This window comes from Cellulomonas sp. C5510 (genome assembly GCF_019797765.1).
GTDB lineage: Bacteria > Actinomycetota > Actinomycetes > Actinomycetales > Cellulomonadaceae > Cellulomonas.
This window is the reverse complement of sequence record NZ_CP081862.1, coordinates 2932119-2950901: the sequence shown is the minus strand read 5'-3', so window position 1 is coordinate 2950901 and position 18783 is coordinate 2932119. Positions and strand designations below refer to the sequence as shown.

15 protein-coding genes are annotated in these 18783 nt (G+C 74.9%); 5 read left to right on the top strand and 10 right to left on the bottom strand.

The annotated features are described in order from the left end of the window. Nucleotide 1: 1 nt before the first annotated feature. The 4 genes from K5O09_RS13530 (at nt 2) to hemQ (ending at nt 3999) form a co-directional block, all read left to right on the top strand. Nucleotides 2-955 carry a carbohydrate ABC transporter permease gene (locus K5O09_RS13530; RefSeq protein ID WP_222170022.1) on the top strand — a complete coding sequence of 318 codons (954 nt, stop codon included), beginning with the start codon at nt 2-4 and terminating at the stop codon, nt 953-955. Further along, a complete protein-coding gene (locus K5O09_RS13525) occupies nt 952-1947 on the top strand; it encodes a carbohydrate ABC transporter permease (protein ID WP_222170021.1) in 996 nt (331 codons plus the stop codon). The genes K5O09_RS13530 and K5O09_RS13525 overlap by 4 nt, the downstream gene beginning before the upstream one ends. Nucleotides 1948-2032: 85 nt before the next feature. After that, nucleotides 2033-3265 carry a ferrochelatase gene (locus K5O09_RS13520; protein ID WP_222170020.1) on the top strand — a complete coding sequence of 411 codons (1233 nt, stop codon included), beginning with the start codon at nt 2033-2035 and terminating at the stop codon, nt 3263-3265. Then, nucleotides 3262-3999 (top strand): hydrogen peroxide-dependent heme synthase, encoded by a 738-nt coding sequence (gene hemQ / locus K5O09_RS13515; RefSeq protein ID WP_222170019.1) that lies wholly within the window; start codon nt 3262-3264, stop codon nt 3997-3999. The genes K5O09_RS13520 and hemQ overlap by 4 nt, the downstream gene beginning before the upstream one ends. 22 nt (nt 4000-4021) lie before the next feature. Here hemQ and K5O09_RS13510 read toward each other — a convergent pair whose 3' ends face one another. The 6 genes from K5O09_RS13510 to K5O09_RS13485 form a co-directional block, all read right to left on the bottom strand. Next, nucleotides 4022-4387, bottom strand: coding sequence for an META domain-containing protein (locus K5O09_RS13510; protein ID WP_222170018.1), 366 nt, complete (start codon nt 4385-4387; stop codon nt 4022-4024). Nucleotides 4388-4830: 443 nt separating this feature from the next. Then, nucleotides 4831-5862, bottom strand: coding sequence for an LLM class flavin-dependent oxidoreductase (locus K5O09_RS13505; RefSeq protein WP_222170017.1), 1032 nt, complete (start codon nt 5860-5862; stop codon nt 4831-4833). Between the two features lie 298 nt (nt 5863-6160). Beyond that, nucleotides 6161-7462, bottom strand: a complete 1302-nt coding sequence (locus K5O09_RS13500; RefSeq protein ID WP_222170016.1) for a Glu/Leu/Phe/Val dehydrogenase — start codon at nt 7460-7462, stop codon at nt 6161-6163. A gap of 135 nt (nt 7463-7597) precedes the next feature. Beyond that, a complete protein-coding gene (locus tag K5O09_RS19250) occupies nt 7598-8524 on the bottom strand; it encodes a D-alanyl-D-alanine carboxypeptidase family protein (protein WP_255595450.1) in 927 nt (308 codons plus the stop codon). Nucleotides 8525-8709: 185 nt separating this feature from the next. Next, nucleotides 8710-9501: an aldo/keto reductase gene (locus tag K5O09_RS13490; RefSeq protein ID WP_222170015.1), complete on the bottom strand. Its 792-nt coding sequence runs from the start codon at nt 9499-9501 to the stop codon at nt 8710-8712. Next, complete coding sequence (locus K5O09_RS13485) at nt 9498-10346, bottom strand: AraC family transcriptional regulator (RefSeq protein WP_255595447.1); 849 nt, start codon at nt 10344-10346, stop codon at nt 9498-9500. Before K5O09_RS13485 ends, K5O09_RS13490 begins: the two co-directional genes overlap by 4 nt. A gap of 135 nt (nt 10347-10481) precedes the next feature. On the opposite strand from K5O09_RS13485, the gene K5O09_RS13480 reads away from it, so the two are divergent. Then, nucleotides 10482-13850 carry a bifunctional proline dehydrogenase/L-glutamate gamma-semialdehyde dehydrogenase gene (locus tag K5O09_RS13480; protein ID WP_222170013.1) on the top strand — a complete coding sequence of 1123 codons (3369 nt, stop codon included), beginning with the start codon at nt 10482-10484 and terminating at the stop codon, nt 13848-13850. A gap of 127 nt (nt 13851-13977) precedes the next feature. On the opposite strand, the gene K5O09_RS13475 is transcribed toward K5O09_RS13480, so the two are convergent. The 4 genes from K5O09_RS13475 to K5O09_RS13460 form a co-directional block, all read right to left on the bottom strand. Next, the gene (locus K5O09_RS13475) at nt 13978-15009 is read right to left on the bottom strand and encodes a LacI family DNA-binding transcriptional regulator (RefSeq protein WP_222170012.1); all 1032 of its coding nucleotides are present in this window, start codon (nt 15007-15009) and stop codon (nt 13978-13980) included. 112 nt (nt 15010-15121) lie between these two features. Then, nucleotides 15122-16054: a carbohydrate ABC transporter permease gene (locus tag K5O09_RS13470; RefSeq protein WP_222170011.1), complete on the bottom strand. Its 933-nt coding sequence runs from the start codon at nt 16052-16054 to the stop codon at nt 15122-15124. After that, entirely contained in the window at nt 16051-17148 is a 1098-nt protein-coding gene (locus K5O09_RS13465) for a carbohydrate ABC transporter permease (protein ID WP_222170010.1), read from the bottom strand. Before K5O09_RS13465 ends, K5O09_RS13470 begins: the two co-directional genes overlap by 4 nt. 118 nt (nt 17149-17266) lie before the next feature. Next, nucleotides 17267-18559, bottom strand: a complete 1293-nt coding sequence (locus tag K5O09_RS13460) for an ABC transporter substrate-binding protein (protein ID WP_222170009.1) — start codon at nt 18557-18559, stop codon at nt 17267-17269. Nucleotides 18560-18783 lie beyond the last annotated feature (224 nt).

Genomic DNA, 18783 nt, shown 5'->3' with positions numbered 1-18783 from the left:
CGTGACGTCCCTCCCTCACGGGGCCCGCACCACCCGGCGGACCACCCGGCGGACCCAGGCGCGGCGGACCCCCGCCGCCTGGGTCCGCCGCGGCGGCGCGAGCACGCTCGTGTTCGCGCTGCCCGTCCTCGTGGTGTTCGGGCTGTTCTCCTGGCTGCCGATCGGCCGCGCGGTCGTGATGAGCCTCCAGGAGACCAACCTCGTCACGACGGCCTGGGTCGGGCTCGAGAACTTCCGCACGGTGCTGGCCGACCCGCTGCTCGCGACCGCCGTGACGAACACGCTGTGGTTCGCGGTCCTCGCGCTGCTGTTCGGCTACCCGGTCCCGCTGCTCGCGGCCGTGCTCATGAGCGAGGTCCGGCGCGCCAAGGGGCTGTTCAGCGCCCTCGCGTACCTGCCGGTCGTCGTGCCGCCCGTCGTCGCCGTGCTGCTGTGGAAGTTCTTCTTCGACGCGCGGCCCGAGGGCGTGTTCAACACGATGCTCGGCTGGGTCGGCCTCGGCCCGGTCCCGTGGCTGCAGGACGCGTCCTGGGCGATGCCGTCGCTCGTGCTGGAGGCCACGTGGGCGGGCGCCGGCGGCACGATCATCATCTACCTGGCCGCGCTGACGTCCGTGCCCGGCGAGCTGTACGACGCCGCCGAGGTCGACGGGGCGTCCGTGTGGCGCAAGATCTGGCACGTGACGATGCCGCAGCTGCGCGGCGTCCTGCTCATCACGTTCATCCTGCAGATCATCGGGACCGCGCAGGTGTTCCTCGAGCCGTACCTGTTCACGGACGGCGGCCCCGCGAACGCCACGATCACCGTGCTGCTGCTGGTCTACCGCTACGCGTTCGGGCAGAGCCTCGGCGGGGACTACGGCGCGGCGACCGCGCTGAGCCTCATGCTCGCGGTCGTGCTGGCCGTGCTGTCCGTCGTGTACTTCCGCCTCACCCGGTCCTGGAGCCAGTCATGACGACCTCGACGACCCCGGCCGGCGGCGCGACGCCGGCGATCGCGGTGCCACCGGCCGGCGACCCCGTGCCGGCCCGCCCCGGCGTCCCGGGCCGGCGCCGCCGCCCCCGCGACGAGGAGGACCGCGGCGCGCTCTCGCCCGCGGACTGGCGCCGCCCGGTGGTGCGCCGCTCGATGCGGCTGTCGCACGGCGTCCTGCTCGCGCTGCTCGTGCTGTGCGGCCTCGGCCCGCTGGTGCTGCTCGCGAAGTTCGCGGTCACCCCGACGCAGGACATCCTGCGCACGCCGCTCGCCGTCTTCCCGCACGGCGTCGCGTGGGAGAACCTCGGCGCGGCGTGGAACGACGTGCAGGTCAGCCGGTACTTCCTCAACACGGTCGTCATCGCGGCCGGGTCGTGGGCGAGCCAGATCCTCGTCGCCACCACCGGCGGCTACCTGCTGTCCGTGCTGCGGCCGCGGTACGCCCGGCTCGTGCAGGGGGCCGTGCTGGCCACGCTGTTCGTGCCCGCCGTCGTGCTGCTCGTGCCGCTGTACCTGGTGATCCTCGACCCGCCGGTGCTCGGCCGGTCGCTGATGAACTCGTACTGGGCGGTGTGGCTGCCCGCGGGGGCCAGCGCCTTCAACGTGCTGCTGGTGCAGCGGTTCTTCGACTCCCTGCCGCGGGAGGTGTTCGAGGCGGCGCGCGTCGACGGCGCCGGACCGTTCCGGCTGTTCCGGTCGATCGTGCTGCCGATGAGCCGGCCCATCCTCGGCGTGGTGTCGGTGTTCGCGGTCATCGCGTCGTGGAAGGACTTCCTGTGGCCGCTGCTCGTGCTGCGCGACCCCGACATCCAGCCGTTGTCCGTGCGGCTGCCGTCCCTGCAGGCCACCACCGACCTCGGCGTGCTCATGGCGGCGCTCGCCATCTCGACGCTGATCCCCGTGCTGCTGTTCCTGGCGTTCCAGCGGCTGTTCCTGCGCGGGGCCGGGCTCGGCGGGGCGGTGAAGGGCTGATCTGACGGGGCGTCGTGACAACGTCACGCCCCGTCCGGCCGCCGCCGGGCCGCAGCGCGCGCGGGGTCGATGGGATCATGGAGCGGTGTCTGCCCCCACCCTGACGGCGTCGTCTCTCGCCCCGTACGACGCGGTGATTCTGCTCTCGTTCGGCGGCCCGGAGAAGCCCGAGGACGTCCTGCCGTTCATGCGCAACGTGACGCGCGGCAAGGGCATCCCGGAGGAGCGGCTCGTCGAGGTCAGCCGCCACTACGCCCTGTTCGGCGGGCGGAGCCCCATCAACGACCAGAACCGCGCCCTGCTCGCCGCGCTGCGGGCCGAGATGGACGCCCGCGGCCTCGACGTGCCGCTGGTGTGGGGCAACCGGAACTGGGAGCCGTACACCGAGGGCGCCCTGGCGGACCTGCGCGGGCGCGGCGCCGGCCGGGTGCTGGCCCTCGTCACGTCGGCCTACGGGTCGTACTCCGGGTGCCGGCAGTACCGCGAGCACGTCGCGGCGGCGCTCGCGGGCGTCGCCGGCGCCGACCCCGTGCCGGCCGAAGCGGAGGCCGTCGCGGGCGTCCGCGTCGACAAGCTGCGGCACTACTTCAACCACCCCGGCTTCGTCCGGGCGAACGCCGACGCCGTCGTCGAGGCGTTCGGCGAGCTCGCCGAGCGCACCGGCCGGCCGGTCGCGGACGTCGTCGCCGACGCCCCGCTGCTGTTCGTCACGCACTCCATCCCGCTCGCCATGGAGGCCGGCTCCGCCGCCGCCCGCCCCGGCTACGTCGCGCAGCACGAGGACGCGTGCACGCAGGTCGCCGCGCTCGTCGCCGCCGAGCTCGGCGTCGAGCCCTCGTGGAGCCTCGCGTTCTGCTCCCGGTCCGGGCCGCCGTCGCAGCCGTGGCTCGAGCCCGACATCAACGACGTGCTGACCGAGCGCGCCGCGGCCGGCGTCACCGGCGTCGTCATGTCGCCGATCGGGTTCGTGTCCGACCACATGGAGGTCGCCTACGACCTCGACACCGAGGCCATGGCGACCGCCCGCGACCTCGGCGTCACCGCGGTGCGCGCCGGGTCGGCGTCCACGCGGGCGCCGTTCGTCGCCGGGCTCGTCGACCTCATGGTCGAGCGCGCGGCCGCCGAGCGCGGCGAGCAGCCCGAGCGCGTCACCGTCGGCGCCCTGGACGCGTGGCCCGACCGGTGCGCCGTCGGCTGCTGCTTCCAGCGCGCCGGCGTCGACACCGGCATCCCCGCGGTGTCCGGATCGGACGAGCCGCGGGCCGAGCAGCCCGGGCCCCAGCAGCAGCACGGCAGCGAAGGAGCAGCAGGACGATGACCAGCACCACGCCCCCGGTCGGCGGGCACACCCCCGAGGTCGCGGACGAGATCAACCGCTCGATCCACTACGCCATGTACGCGGTGTTCGAGACGGCGTCGGCCCTGCCCGCCGACCCCGACGTGCGCGAGCGGCTGGTCGCCGAAGCGCTCGACGCCCTGACCGGGCCGGACGCCCCCGAGGGGCTCGTCGTCCGCGGCTGGTACGACGTCGCCGGCCTGCGCGCCGACGCGGACCTCATGGTGTGGTGGTACGCCCCGACGATCGAGGCCGTGCAGGACGCGTTCCACCGGCTGCGCGCCAGCGGTCTCGGCGAGCACCTGCTGCCCGTGTGGTCGGTGGCCGCGATGCACCGGCCCGCCGAGTTCAACCGCGGGCACGTCCCGGCGTTCCTCGCGGGCGAGGAGCCGCGCGCCTACCTGTGCGTGTACCCGTTCGTGCGGTCCTACGAGTGGTACCTGCTGCCTGACGCCGAGCGCCGCGAGCTGCTGCGCGAGCACGGGCACGCCGCCCGCGACTACGCGGACGTCCGCGCGAACACGCTGTCGTCGTTCGCGCTGGGCGACTACGAGTGGATCCTCGGGTTCGAGGCCGACGAGCTCCACCGCATCGTCGACCTCATGCGCGACCTGCGGAACACCGGCGCCCGCCGGCACGTCCGCGAGGAGGTGCCGTTCTACACCGGCCCGCGCGTCGAGCTCGCCGAGTGGGCGGAGCGGCAGCCGCGCGACTGACGCGGACGGCGTCCCCGGGGCCTCAGACCTCGGACTCCCCGGGCGGGGCGGGCAGCAGGCGGCTGACCCGCCCGTCCGGGTCCGTGAGCACGAGCGCGTCGCCGTCGACCCGCGCACGCAGCGGTGCGCCGAGCAGCTCCAGCACCACCCGCTCCCGGGCGGTGTGCTCCGGGGTGCCGGCCATCAGCGTCGTCACCACCGGCCCGAACGTGAGCGTGCCGTCCTCCCAGGACCAGGTCCCGCGCAGCCGGTTCACGCCGCCCGTGCCGTAGACCTGCCCGTCCCCGGCGAACGTCAGCGCCGGCCGCGACCGGTGCGGCTCGCCCGGCGGCACCGGCACCCCCGCGACCTCCACGAACTGCCACGTGCGCCCGACGACGTCGTCCATGCCACCGATGATGGCACCCCCACCCCGCCGCGCACCCCGCGAACGTCTGCCCCCACCCCCGGCGGAGTCCCCCGCGCCGCTCGGAACCTCCCGCGCCGCTCGGAGCCTCCCGCGCGGCGTTCGGAGGCTCCCACGGTGTTCGGAGGGGTGCGCGTGGGATCGGGGGTGTCCGCGGAGGCCTCCGATCCCACGCGTCGACCACCGATGCCCGTCGGAGCCTCCGAGGGCGGCGGCCGGCGGGCGCTGTCGGGGCGATCGCGTGGCGGACCCGGCTCGGGCTTCCGGTGTCGCGCCCCTCTCCTGTCCCGTCGGAGGCTCCGACCGTGTTCGGAGGGGTGCGCGTGGGATCGGAGGTGTCCGCGGAGGCCTCCGATCCCGCGCGTCGACCACCGATGCCCGTCGGAGCCTCCGACGGGAGAGCGGCCGGCCCCGGACCGAGCCGGTCACCAGGCGGCGGCGAGGGCCTCCAGGGTGGCGACGCGGTCGGCGACGTCGTGGGTGGTGGCGGTGATGATCAGCTCGTCGGCACCGGTGCGGGCGACGAGCTCGCGCAGCGCGGCGACCGCGCGGTCGGCCGTGGTCGCGTGCTGCGTCCCGGGCACGCGGGAGAAGAAGTCCCGGGCCTGCTCGGGGTCGAGGGCGTCGAGCATCGCGGCAGCGTCCTCGGGCGTCTCGATCGGCGCGAGCGCCCCACGGCTGCGCAGCCGCAGGGCCATCACCTTGCTCGGTCCGGCGAGCCAGGCGGCGCGCTCCTGCGACTCGGCGACGAGGACCGACGCCGACACCATGAGGTGCGGGGCGTCGAGCACGGCGGACGGGCGGAACGCCGAGCGGTACACCTCGGCGGCCTGCGTCGTGATGCCGGTGCCGAAGTGGTGGGCGTAGGAGAACGGCAGGCCGAGCTCCCCGGCGAGCTGCGCGCTGAACGTCGACGACCCGAGCAGCCACACCTCGGGCGTCCCGACGGCGGCGGGTGTGGCGGTCAGGCGGGAGGCGGTGGCGCTCGCGGCGCGGCCCTCGGGGAGCTGCCCGAGCAGTGCGAGCACGTCCAGCAGCTCGGCCGGGAAGTCCTCGGCACCGAGCCCGTCCACCGTGCGGCGCAGCGCGGCGGCGGTCACGGGGTCGGCTCCGGGTGCTCGCCCGATCCCGAGGTCGACGCGGCCGGGGTGCAGGGCCTCGAGCATCGCGAACTGCTCCGCGACCACCAGCGCCGGGTGGTTCGGCAGCATGACGCCCCCGCTGCCGACGCGGATCCGCTCGGTCGACGCGGCGAGGTGCGCCAGCAGCACCGCGGGCGACGTCGACGCGACCGCGGGCATGCTGTGGTGCTCCGCGACCCAGAACCGCCGGTAGCCGAGCCGGTCGGCCGCTCGGGCGAGAGTCGTGGAGTCGGCGAGGGCGTCGGCGCTCGTGCGGCCGGTGCCGACGGGCGCGAGGTCGAGGACGGACAGCGGGACGGCGTGGTCGGTGCTCACACCGGGGCCAACGCGGCCGGGCGGCCGAGGCTTCCCCGACCCGCTCGACCGTCGCCCTGCACCATCCGCCCGTCGGAGGCTCCGACGGGTATCGGAGGAGTGCGCGCGGGCTCGGAGGTCTCTGCGGGCACCTCCGAGGACGCGCGGACCCCTCCGAACGCGCTGGGAGCCTCCGACGGGCCGGAGGAACGGGTGCGCCGCTGCGACGGGTCGGGGGTTCGGGTGGGCCACGGCGACGACGCGGTGGTCCGGTGGGCCGGTCGGCGACCGAGCGGTCAGGCCGCCGACCGCGCCGCCGTCACGGGTACAGCCCGCGGAGCCGGTGCGCCTCCGCGACCCGTCGGACCCCGATGACGAGCGCGGCGTCGCGCAGGGTGATGCCGTCCGCCCGGGCCCGCTGGGCGACCGACGCGTACGAGGCGCGCATGCGCTGCTCGAGCCGGTCCTCGATCTCGCGCTCGGTCCACCAGTACGCCTGCTGCGCCTGCACCCACTCGAAGTAGGACACCACGACGCCGCCGGCGTTCGCGAGGATGTCCGGCACGACGGTGATCCCGCGCTCCGCGAGCACGCGGTCGCCGGCGCTGGTCGTGGGGCCGTTGGCGCCCTCGACGACCCAGCGCGCCTTGACGGTGCGCGCGGTGTCCTCGTCGAGCACGTCCTCCACGGCGGCCGGGATGAGGACGTCGACGTCGAGCCCGAGCAGCTCCGCGTTGCCGACGGGGTCGCCGCCGGGGAACCCGACGACGGACCCGGTCTCGGCCACGTGCGCCGTGAGCGCCGCGAGGTCGAGCCCGCCGGGGGCGTGCACGCCGCCGTACTGGTCGCTGACCGCGACGACGCGCGCACCGCCCTCCGCGAGGAACCGGGCGGCGTGGGACCCGACCTTGCCGAAGCCCTGCACCGCGGCGGTGACCTCGGACAGGTCGGTGCCGGCGTCGGCGAGCGCGGCGGCGGTGACGTGGACGACACCCCGCGACGTCGCGGTCGCGCGCCCGAGGGAGCCTCCGACGGCGAGCGGCTTGCCGGTCACGACGGCCGGGATCGTGTACCCCGAGTTCACCGAGTACGTGTCCATCACCCAGGACATCGTCTGCTCCGTGGTGCCGACGTCGGGCGCCATGATGTCCCGCTCCGGTCCGATGATCGGCATCACCTCGGAGGTGTAGCGCCGCGTCAGCCGCTCGAGCTCGGCGGTGGAGCAGCCGCGCGGGTCGATCGCGACGCCGCCCTTCGCCCCGCCGTAGGGCAGCTCGACGACCGCGCACTTCCACGTCATCCACATCGCGAGGGCGCGGACCTCCTCGATGTCGACGCCCGGGGCGTACCGCAGGCCGCCCTTGCCCGGCCCGCGGGAGATGTTGTGCTGGACGCGGTAGCCGGACACCAGCTCGATCCGGCCGTCGTCGCGGCGCAGCGGGACGGCGACGTGCAGCTCGCGCCGTGGGGTGGCGAGCATCTGGTGCATGCCGTCGTCGTAGCCGAGCAGCTCGACGGCGGACGAGAGCTGCGCCAGCGCGGTGGTGAGCGGGGACGTGCGCGGGGTCGCGGTCGTCGCGGGGGTGGGCGACGGGGCGGACCCGGACACTGGTGCGGACATGCAGGCGCCTCCTGGGCATCCGGTCCGACGGCCCGGGCGCGGCCTCGTCGCCGCCCCCGCGGAGGACCGCCGGGTCCCGGACACTGTGCCACACGCGCGACGGCCGGGCGCCCGCGGACGGACCCGCCAGCGAGGTCAGGACGTGCGGCCCGGCCCGTACTCGAAGTGCCAGTACTCGGCGTAGGGCTGCCCCTCGCGGACCCGCTCCGGCGCGTACCACCCGTACGCCGGGCCGTTCGCGACGAGCCAGTCGTACCGGGCGGTCCCGAAGCCGTACGTGTCGGGCCACTCCTGGACGTCCAGCGCGGTGCCCAGTCCGTGCGAGGAGGTCCCGGGTGCCGCCGCCAGCCCGCCGAACGCCGCCTTCATCGCGACCTGGTCGTCGTAGGACCGGTACGTGAGGTCCAGGTCGAGCGGCGCCCCGAACTGCGCCCGGAACGCGTCGTTCAGCGCCGTCAGCGCGTCCGCGGCGTCGCAGCGCAGGTACTGGGCGAAGCCGAGCTGGTCGGTGCCCCAGGGGATGACGCACATCGCGCTCGCGGGCATGTGCCCGTTGGAGCCGTCGCCGTCCGCCGTGGGCACGGACGTCACCCACAGCACGTTGCCGTCGGCGTCGACGGGTCGACCGTCCACCCAGCCGGCGATGCGCGGGTGCGTGGGGGCGCCGGGCGGTGCGCCCGAGGCCGCGGACCCGGCCTGCACCTCCTGCGCCGCGCGCGCGTCCGCCGCGGCCCGGGCCTCCGCGTCCGCCTGTGCCGCGGCCTCCGCGTCGGCGGCCGCCTGCGCCTCCGCGGCGGCGCGCGCCTCGGCCTCGGCCTGCTCGGCGGCGGCCTGCTCGCGTGCGGCCCGCGCGGCCTGCTCGGAGCGCGTCGCGGCGTCCGCAAGGGCGGTCGCGCGCCGGTCGGACAGGAAGTCGGCCTCCTCCGCAGCGAGGCGCGAGGTCAGCGCCAGCGCCTCCGCCGCGCGCTGCTGCTCGGCGGCCCGGTCCCGCGCCGCCTGGAGCTGGAGGGCACCGATGACGGACGCGGCGAGCAGCGCGAGGCTGGTGACGGCGGCGACCACCGCCCGCGCCCGCCCGCCGGGTCGGGAACCCCCGGCCCGCCGGGCGCGGCGCGTGGCGCCGGGGTCCGGGCCGCCAGGCACCGGCCCGTCGGGGTCCGGCGTGCCCCTCCCGGGCGCGCCCGGCCCCGGCGCGCCCGGCCCCGGCGCGCCCGGCCCCGGCGCGCCCGGCCCCGGCGCCGCTGAGGTCACCGCCCGCCCAGGCCGTCGATCCGCGCGAGCTCGTCGGCGTCCAGCGAGAACGTCAGGACGTCGAGGTTCTGGCGGATGCGGTCCGGGTGGGTCGACTTCGGGATGACGACGACGCCGTGGTCGAGGTGCCACCGCAGCACGACCTGTCGGGTGCTCACGCCGTGCGCCTCCGCGATGGAGGTGAGCACCGGGTCGTCCAGGTCGGTGCGCTTGAACGGGCTGTAGCCTTCGATGACGACGCCGCGCTCGGCGTGCGCCGCCACGAGGTCCGCGTCGTAGTCGCCGGGGCTCCACGGGATCTGGTTGACGGCGGGCGCCTCGCCGGTGGCGGCGATCAGCTCGTCGATCTGCGCGATCGAGTAGTTCGAGACGCCGATGGACCGGACCAGGCCCTCGTCGCGCGCGGCGATGAACGCGGCCCAGGTCTCGGGGGTCGCCTGCTTGTTCGGCGGCCAGTGCACCAGCCACAGGTCGAGGTGGTCCGTGCCGAGCTTCGCCAGGGACTCCATGAGCGTCTGGCGCTCGCGCCCGGCGTGGTCCGGCGGCAGCTTGGTGGTGACGAAGACGGCGTCGCGGTCCACGTCGACGGCGGCGAGCGCGCGCCCGACCTCCGCCTCGTTGCCGTAGCCGGTGGCCGTGTCGACGTGCGTGTAGCCGAGCTCGAGCGCGGCGATCACGGCGCGCTCGGCGTCGGAGCCCTCGGACTGCCAGGTGCCGAGGCCGAGCAGCGGCATCTCGCCGCCCGGCAGGGTCACCGTCGGGATGGTGGGGGTGTGCGCTTCGGTCATGCCTCCATCGTCACCCAGCCGGGCTCGTCGGGCCACGGCTGGGGCGGCACCGCCCGGGGCGCGGGGGCGGGACCGCGCCGCGCCGCGCGCCTGAACTGCGCGGGCGTCTCCCCGGCGAGGCGACCGAACGTCCGGGTGAACGACGCCTGGTCGTAGAACCCGCACGCCGCAGCGACCTCGGCGAGCGGCAGGTCGGTGCCGCCGAGCAGCGCGGCGGCGTGGTCGAGTCGCGCCCGCAGCACGTACTGCTGCGGGGAGAGGGCGAACACGCGCCGCACCCGGCGGTCCAGCGTGGACGGCGCGCACCCCGCGGCCGCGGCGAGCTCGGCGACCGTCGGCGGCGTCGCGAGGCGCTCCCGCACGAACGCGGCGACGCGGGACAGCGCCGCGACGGTGGCCTCGTCGGCGTCGCCGGTGCGCAGCGCCTGCGACACGCTGACGAGCCCGACCACCTCGCCCTCGGCGTCGTGGACCGGCACCTTCGACGTCAGGTACCAGCCGGGCGCCCCGCCGGGCCGGCGGATCAGCTCGAGCTCGCGGTGCAGGGACCGGCCGGTCTCAAGCACCGCGCGGTCCTGGGCGTCGTAGCGCTCGGCGAGCTGCGGCAGGAACAGCTCGGCGGCGGTCCGCCCGACGACGGCGCGACGGGACCTCTCGGAGGTGCGGCGCACGAACGCCTCGTTCACCGCGACGTAGCGCCCGGTGATGTCCTTCGCGCAGAACATGGTCCCGGTCAGGTCGTCGGACAACCGCAGGAGCGCCGGCGTGAGGGCGTCCAGCAGCGCCCGGGCCGCCGTGTCGGCGGCCGCCGGGGAGGTCGTGGCAGGGCCCGGGGGTGCTCCCACGGGCCGGGGTGGACGGCTCGGCATGTCAGGGGGAGCGTAGGTGCTGCGCGTGACGCGCACGTGTCACGGATCCGGGGCCGTGGCGCGCAGGATCCGTGCAAGACGGTCCCCGGGACTATCGGGGACGATGCCGCCATGACCACCACCCAGCCCTCCGCGCCGTCGCAGCACCCGTCGCCGCACCCCGCGCCGGAGCCGCTCGCGTCCGACGGCCTGACGCGCGCGGCCGTCGACCTCGCGCACCGCTGGATGGCCGCGACCGCCGCGGACGAGACCCCCGCCGAGCGCCGGGCGACCGGCCGGCTGGCCGCGCTCGTGGCGGACCCGGTGGGCCTGGAGCTCGCGGTGCGGTTCGTCGACCGCGTCGCCCGCCCGCAGGACGTGCGGGTCGCCGCCGCGGAGCTCGCGGCGCTGGGCGACCGCGCCGCCGACGCGGCCGGGTTCCTCGGGTGGGGCGACCGGGCGCTGCTCGGCGTCGGTGCGCGCCTCGCGCCGCTGCTCCCGGCCGCGGTGGTCCCCGCCGCCCGGGTGCGGCTGCGCCAGCTCGTCGGGCACCTCGTCGCCGACGCGGGCCCGGGCCTCGGCGCGCACATCGCCCACGCGCGCCGCGACGGGTTCCGCCTCAACCTCAACCTGCTCGGGGAGGCCGTGCTGGGGGAGGACGAGGCGACCCGCCGGCTGCGCCGCGTCACCGCGCTGGTGGAGCGCCCCGACGTCGACTACGTCTCGGTGAAGGTCTCGGCCGTCGCGAGCCAGCTCTCGACGTGGGACACCGGGGGCAGCGTCCGGCGCGTCGTCGAGCGCCTCCGTCCGCTGTACCTGACGGCCGCGGCGCACGGGACGTTCCTCAACCTCGACATGGAGGAGTACCGGGACCTCGCGCTCACCGTGCGGGTGTTCGAGGCGCTCGTGTCGGACCCGGCGCTGCGGGACCACGAGGCCGGGATCGTGCTGCAGGCCTACCTGCCGGACGCCTCCGCCGCGCTCGAGGAGGTCACCGCGATCGCCCGCCGCCGGGTCGAGGCAGGGGGCGCGCGCCTCAAGGTGCGCCTCGTCAAGGGCGCGAACCTCGCGATGGAGCAGGTCGAGGCCGAGCTGCACGGCTGGGCGCAGGCCCCGTACGCCGGCAAGCCCGACGTCGACGCGCACTACGTCCGGCTGGTCCGGACGGCGCTCGACGCGGACCGGACCGGGGCGCTGCGGGTCGGCGTCGCGAGCCACAACCTGTTCCACGTCGCGTACGCGCACCTGCTGGCGGGGGAGCGGGGCGTGTCCGAGGCGCTCGACGTCGAGATGCTGCAGGGCATGGCCCCGGCGCAGTCCCGGGCGGTGCAGCGCGACGTCGGCCAGGTGCTGCTCTACACCCCGGTGGTCGCGCAGCAGGACTTCGACGTCGCGATCTCCTACCTGGTGCGGCGGCTCGAGGAGAACGCCGCGCACCAGAACTTCCTGCACGCGCTGTTCGCGGAGGGCGACGCCTCCGGTGCCGCGCACGGGATGCCGTCGCAGGAGGCCGCGTTCCTCGCGTCCGTGGCGGGCGCGGCGACGGTCGACGTGACGCCGCGGCGGCTCCCACGCGCGGCGGACGCCCCCGCCCCCGACCCGGGGGAGTTCCGCAACGCCGCGGACACCGACCCGGCCGTCCCGGATTCCCGCGCCTGGGCGGCGCGTCTCGTCGCGCACGACGTCGAGCCGCCCGCCGGGGCCGTCGAGGTCGCGACGACGGCGGACGTCGACGCGGTGGTCGCCCGGGCCGTGGCCGCCGCCCCGGCGTGGTCCGCGCGGCCGCCCGCCGAGCGCGCCGCCGTGCTGCGCCGCGCGGCCGACGCGCTCGAGGCCGCCCGAGGCGACCTGGTCGCCACGATGGTGCACGAGGGCGGCAAGACCGTCGCGGAGGCCGACCCCGAGGTCAGCGAGGCCGTCGACTTCGCCCGGTACTACGCCGACCGGGCGGAGGACCTCGCCGACGGCCGCGTCCCCGGGGCGGTGTTCCGCCCGGACGGCGTCACCGTCGTCACCCCGCCGTGGAACTTCCCGGTGGCCATCCCCGTCGGGTCGACGCTCGCCGCGCTCGCGGCCGGGTCGCCCGTGCTGGTCAAGCCGGCCCCGCAGACGCCGCGCTGCGTGCGGGTCGCGATGGCCGCCGTGCAGACCGCGCTCGACGCCGCCGGGGTCACCGAGCCCGCGCTCCAGGTGGTGCTGTCCCCGGAGGGGGACGTGGGCCGGCACCTGGTCACCCACCCGGACGTCGCCCGCGTGGTGCTGACCGGGTCGCTGGAGACCGCCCGGCTGTTCGCCGGCTGGCGACCCGACCTCGACGTGCTGGCCGAGACGTCCGGCAAGAACGCCCTGGTCATCACACCGTCCGCCGACGTGGACCTCGCGGTGGCCGACCTCGTCCGGTCCGCCTTCGGCCACGCCGGCCAGAAGTGCTCGGCGGCGTCGCTGGCGATCCTCGTCGGGTCCGCGGGCACCTCCGACCGGCTGCGCCGGCAGCTCGCGGACGCCGTGGCGTCGCTGCACGTCGGGTGGGCCGACGACCTCGGCACCACCATGGGTCCGCTCGTCGAGCCGGCATCGGGCAAGCTGCTGCGCGCCCTCACGACGCTGGACGAGGGCGAGGGCTGGCTCGTGCAGCCCCGACGGCTGGACGACGAGGGCCGGCTCTGGACGCCCGGCGTGAAGCACGGTGTGCGGCCCGGCTCGTGGTTCCACCTGACGGAGTGCTTCGGCCCGGTGCTCGGCGTCATCCGCGTCGACACCCTCGACGAGGCCGTCGAGGTGCAGAACGCCGTCGCGCTCGGGCTGACCGGGGGTCTGCACTCGCTCGACGAGGACGAGATCGCGCACTGGCTCGACCGGGTGGAGGTCGGCAACGCGTACGTCAACCGGCACATCACCGGCGCGGTCGTGCAGCGGCAGCCGTTCGGCGGCTGGAAGGCCTCGGTGGTCGGCCCGGGTGCGAAGGCCGGTGGCCCCTCGTACGTGGCGCAGCTGGGCACCTGGTCCGACGCGCCGGACGTCGCCGCGCTGGACGACGACGCCTGGGTGGCGTGGGCGCAGCAGGACGACGCCCGCTGGTGGGCGTCCGAGTTCGGGGCGTCCCACGACCCGTCCGGCCTGGCCGCCGAGGAGAACACGCTGCGCTACCGCCCCGTGCCGCACCTGACCGTCCGCGTCGCGGCGGACGCGCGCGAGCGCGACGTGCGCCGGGTGCTCACCGCCGCGCGCACGGCGGGCGTCGGGGCGACGGTCAGCCGCGCCGCGGACGAGCCGGACGAGGCGTTCGCCGCCCGGGTCGCCTCCGGGGCCGTGACCGGCCGGGTGCGCGTGGTCGGCACGGCGCCCGGGCTGCGCGAGGCGGCAGTGGCCCGCACCGGGGAGGTCACGGTGCTCGACGGCCCGGTGCTCGCGAGCGGGCGCCGGGAGCTCATGACGGTCGTGCGCGAGCAGGCGGTGAGCCGGACCCGGCACCGGTTCGGGCACATCGACCCGACGCGCTAGGGCGACGGACGAGGGGGGGGGGCGGGGGGGGGGCGCCCCGCCCCCCCCCCCCCCCCCCCCCCCCCCCCCCCCCCCCCCCCCCCCCCCCCCCCCCCCCCCCCTCGCGGCTCGAGGCCCCGAGCCCGCGTCAGGCCGAGCCGCGGACCACCAGCTCCGGTGCGAAGATCAGCGGCTCCGTGCGTGCGGGGCGCCCGTGCAGCTGCGCCACCAGCTCCTCGCCCGCGGCGCGCGCCATCGCGATGACCGGCTGCACCACCGTCGTCAGGTTCGGCTTCGTGGTCGAGGCGAGCCCCGAGTTGTCGTAGCCCACGATCGCGACGTCGCCGGGCACGTCGCGCCCGAGCTCCGCCAGCACGGGCAGCGCGCCCGCGGCCATGAGGTCGGACGCCACGAAGACGGCGTCGACGTCGGGGTACCGGGCGAGCAGCTCGCGTGCACCGGCGGCACCGCCCTCGATCGTGAAGTCGCCGCTGACCATCGCGTCCGCTGGCAGCCCCGCGGCGGCGAGCGCCTGGCGCCAGCCCGCGAGGCGGTCGAGCCCGGCGGACATGTCGGCCGGGCCGGTGATGGTCCCGATGCGCCGGCGGCCGAGCGCGATCAGGTGCTCCGTGGCGATCCTGCCGCCGCGGACGTTGTCGGTGTCGACGAACGCCGAGCGTCGCTCGGTCAGCGGCCGGCCGATGAACACGTTCGGCAGCTGCGAGTCCTGCAGCGCGCGGTCGATCGAGTCGTCGCGGTGGTGGGAGACGACGATCGCTCCGTCGACGTGCCCGGCTCGCAGGTAGCGGATGGTCCGCGCGGAGTCGCCGGGCCGGGCGATGAGCAGCAGGAGCTGCAGGTCGGAGTCGGCGAGCGCCGAGGAGACGCCGTTGAGCACGCCCGCGAAGAACGGGTCGGACAGCACGCGCTCGTCGGGCTCCGGGACCACCAGGGCGACGGAGTCGGTGCGGCGGGTCACGAGCGAGCGCGCCGCGCGGTTCGGCGTGTACCCGAGGTCCGCGACGGCCGCCGCGACGGACTCCATGGCCTCCGGCGAGACCCGCAGGCCGCCGTTGATGGCGCGCGAGGCGGTGGAGCGGGACACGCCGGCGCGTTCGGCGACCTGCTCGAGCGTGGGCGCCGGGTGGGTCGCGACGGGGATGGCTGACTGGTCGACCACGGTGGATCGCCCCCTTGCCTTGACGACGGGGTGGCCGGCGCACGGGGCACCGGCGGACGGGCGCGCCCCCCAGCGCGGGGACCGGTTCCGGTCCCCGCGCGGAAGCGTAGCGTCAGCCCTTGACGGCTCCGGCCATGATGCCGGCGACGAGCTGGCGGCCCGCCACGAGGAACAGCACCAGCAGCGGGATGATGGACAGCACGACACCCGCCATGATCAGCGGCATGTCCTGGAAGAACCCGGCCTGCAGCAGCTTCAGCGCCACCGGCAGCGTCGGGTTCTGCGTGCCCAGCACGATCGAGGGCCAGAAGAAGTTGGTCCACGACGTGATGAAGGTGAACAGCGCGAGCATCGACGCGGCGGGCCGGGCGGCCGGCAGCGCGATCGACCAGAAGGTCCGGAACATCGACGCCCCGTCGACGCGGGCGGCCTCGATGAGCTCGTAGGGGAGCGCGGAGTCGAGGTACTGGGTCATCCAGAACACGCCGAACGCGGTGACCAGCGCCGGCAGGATGACCGCCAGCAGGTTGCCGGTGAGCCCGAGCTCCCGCATGACGATGTACAGCGGCACGACGCCGAGCTGCGTGGGGACGGCCATCGTGGCGATGACGAACACCAGCAGCGGACCGCGGCCGCGGAACCGCAGCTTCGCGAACGAGTAGCCGGCCAGCGTCGAGAAGAACACCACGGAGGCGCTGGTCACGAGCGCGACGATCAGCGAGTTGCCGGTCGCCCGCACCAGGTCGATGTCGGCGTCGAAGACGCGCTGCAGGTTCGTGAGGAACTCGCCGCCGGGGATCAGCGACGGGACCGGGTTCTGCGCGACCTCCGCCGTGGTCGAGGACGACAGCAGGAACGTGAAGTACAGCGGGTAGGCCGAGGCCAGGATGAAGACGGACAGGATCGTGTACGTCAGCCACCCGGGCCGGCGGTCCGCGCCGCCGCCGTGGCCTCCGCCGCGCTTGCGGCCGGCGTTGCGGCGGGCCGCGCGGGCCGCGGCCCTGCCGGCGGTCTGCTCGATGACGGGGATGGAGGGGCTGCTCATCGGGGGTTCACCTCGGTCGGGGCGGCGGCGGTGACGGCGGAGCCGGACGTCCGCCTCATCGACCGCTCGAGCGTGCGCGCGTTCTTGCGGCTCTGCTTGCGGGCGGCCTTCGCCGACCGGCTCATGTCGTCGGCGGACGAGATCTTCCGTGTCAGCCAGTTGTTCACCAGGGCGAACACGATGATCACGAGGAACAGCAGCCAGGCGACCGCGGCTGCTCGTCCGAGCTGCTGCTTGTTCCAGCCCAGCTCGTACAGGTACAGCGTCACCGTCTTCCACTGGCCGTTCGACCCGCCGAGCCCGGTCTGGTCGTACATGCGCGGCTCGTCGAAGATCTGCAGGCCGCCGATGGTCGACGTGAGGATCACGAAGATCATCGTGGGGCGGACCATCGGCAGGGTGATCGAGAAGAACTGCCGCACCCGGGTCGCGCCGTCGATCGTGGCGGCCTCGTACAGGTCGCGCGGGATGGCCTGCATCGCGGCCAGCAGGATGAGGGCGTTGTAGCCGGTCCAGCGGAAGTTGACCATCGACGCGATCGCGATGTGCGCGGGGAACGCGTCCTTGTGCCAGCCGACCGGGTCGATGCCGACGTAGCCGAGCATCGTGTTGATCATGCCGGAGCCGTCGGCGAACATCTTGGAGAACACCAGGCCGACGGCGACCGGGGCGACGACGTAGGGCAGCAGGACGCCCATGCGCCAGAACGTCTTGGACCGCAGGTTCGCGTCGAGCATGGCCGCGATGACCAGCGCCACGATGATCTGCGGGACGGTGGACAGCAGGAAGATGCTGATGGTGTTGCGCAGGGCCTTCCAGAAGAACGCCTGCCCGAGCACGAACGTGAAGTTGTCGAGCCCGACGAAGTCGCCCTGACCACCGATGAGGCTCCAGTCGTGCAACGAGACCCACGCGGTGTAGAGCAGCGGGAACAGGCCGACGACGGCGAACAGCAGGAAGAACGGCGAGATGTACAGGTAGGGCGAGACCTTCACGTCCCACCGGCCCAGCGTCTGGCGGAAGCCGATCTTGCGGTGCGGGCGGTCGTCGGTGCTCGGAGCCGCGCCCTTCGGGGGCGCCGTCTGCGTGGCCATGGAGATCCTTCGTGCGGGACGAGGCGGGTCGGGCGGTGCGGGTGCGGCGGACGGTGCCCGCACCGGGCGGACCGGACCGCCGGGGAGAGGAGTCCCCGGCGGTCCGGTCCGGTGGGGGTCAGCCGATCGCGGCGACCGCCTCCTCGAAGCCCTTCCAGGACTCGTCGGGGGTCATCGACTTGTCGACGTCGACGCGGTTGAAGGCGTCGGACAGGCCGGTGCGGATCGTGAAGTAGTTCTCGCCCTTGAACGGCTGGGTGGAGATGGCCGCGGCACGGTTGGTGTAGATCTTGCCGGTGGGCGCGTCGTTGAAGAACTCGCGGGTCATACCCTGGAGCTCGTCGGACTGCTGGGCCTCGATCTGGCTCGGGAAGTTCCCGTTGACGGCGAACGCCTTGAGCTGCTGCTCGGGGGCGGTCAGCCAGTCGGCGAGGGCCTTGGCCTCCTCCTGGTGCTCCGACATCGCCGGGACGGTCAGGAACGAACCGCCCCAGTTGCCGCCGCCGCCGGGGAAGACGTCGGCGATGTCCCAGCCCTCGACGCCGGACGCGTTGCCCTCGATGTTGCCGAGGAACCACGCCGGGGCGAGCGCCACCGCGAAGCCGTTGTTCTGGAAGGAGTTCGTCCAGTCCTCCTCCCACTGCTTGAGGCCGGCCGACTGGTCCTCGTGCGACAGGATCGTGTCGTACATGTCGCGGATCTCGGGGTTGTCGAGCGCGGTGATCTCACCGGTCTCCGGGTCCTCGAACGGGGCCTTGATCTGGTTGATCATGCCCTGGGCGAGCGCGTCGGCGGAGTCGAAGAACTTCGGGCCCGTGCCGGCGGCCATGAACTGGTCGCCGACCGCGAAGAAGTCGTCCCAGGTCGCGTTCTCGCCGCCGAACAGCTCGGCGACCTCCTCGCGGTCCGTCGGCAGGCCGGCGGCCTCGAACAGGTCGGCGCGGTAGGCGATCGCCTCGGGGCCGATGTCCGTCGGGTAGCCGAGCAGGCGGCCCTCGGAGTCGGTGGCCTGGTCGGTGGTCCACGCGTTCCAGCGGCCCTCGACCGAGTCGGAGCTGAGGTCCGAGAACTGGTCGGAGTACTGCAGGATCTGCGGCATCCAGTCGACCTCGGCCGCGACGACGTCGGCCAGGCCCGAGCCGGCGCCGAGCGCCGTCTGGAACTGCTCCTTGGCGTCGTCCGACTTCGCGAACTTGTTGTGCTCGATCGTGATGTTCGGGTGCTCGTCCTGGTACTGCTCGAGCAGGTCCTCGTACCCGAACTGGTTGAAGGTCGAGATCGTCAGCGTGACGTCCCCACCCTCGCCGCCGGCGTTGTCGTCGGACGAACCGCCGCCGCACGCCGTCGCGAGCAGGGCGATGCCCGTCGCTCCGGCCACGGCCACCCAGGTCTTGCGCGTGCTCCTGCGCACTGTGACTCCCTCGTCAGTCGGACGGCGACGTCGCCGTCGTGGTGGACGCCGTTCGTCGACGTCCGGTGTGGAAGCGTTCCCAAGGTGCACTGCGGGAGCGCTCTCACGACCTGAGACGCACTCTCGCCGCACCCCTCGACCGAAGTCAAGCCGCGATGCCGCCGAACGTGCGTGGAAGCGGTCCCACGGGTGCGTCCGTGCAGGTCAGAGCCTCGACCGGCGCT

What these genes read in the sequence shown, in the direction of transcription:
- K5O09_RS13525 (WP_222170021.1), top strand. Translation starts at nt 952, where the DNA reads ATGACGACCTCGACGACCCCGGCCGGCGGCGCGACGCCGGCGATCGCG.
- hemQ (WP_222170019.1), top strand. Translation starts at nt 3,262, where the DNA reads ATGACCAGCACCACGCCCCCGGTCGGCGGGCACACCCCCGAGGTCGCG.
- K5O09_RS13510 (WP_222170018.1), bottom strand. Translation starts at nt 4,387, where the DNA reads ATGGACGACGTCGTCGGGCGCACGTGGCAGTTCGTGGAGGTCGCGGGG.
- K5O09_RS13500 (WP_222170016.1), bottom strand. Translation starts at nt 7,462, where the DNA reads ATGTCCGCACCAGTGTCCGGGTCCGCCCCGTCGCCCACCCCCGCGACG.
- K5O09_RS13490 (WP_222170015.1), bottom strand. Translation starts at nt 9,501, where the DNA reads ATGACCGAAGCGCACACCCCCACCATCCCGACGGTGACCCTGCCGGGC.
- K5O09_RS13480 (WP_222170013.1), top strand. Translation starts at nt 10,482, where the DNA reads ATGACCACCACCCAGCCCTCCGCGCCGTCGCAGCACCCGTCGCCGCAC.
- K5O09_RS13470 (WP_222170011.1), bottom strand. Translation starts at nt 16,054, where the DNA reads ATGAGCAGCCCCTCCATCCCCGTCATCGAGCAGACCGCCGGCAGGGCC.
- K5O09_RS13465 (WP_222170010.1), bottom strand. Translation starts at nt 17,148, where the DNA reads ATGGCCACGCAGACGGCGCCCCCGAAGGGCGCGGCTCCGAGCACCGAC.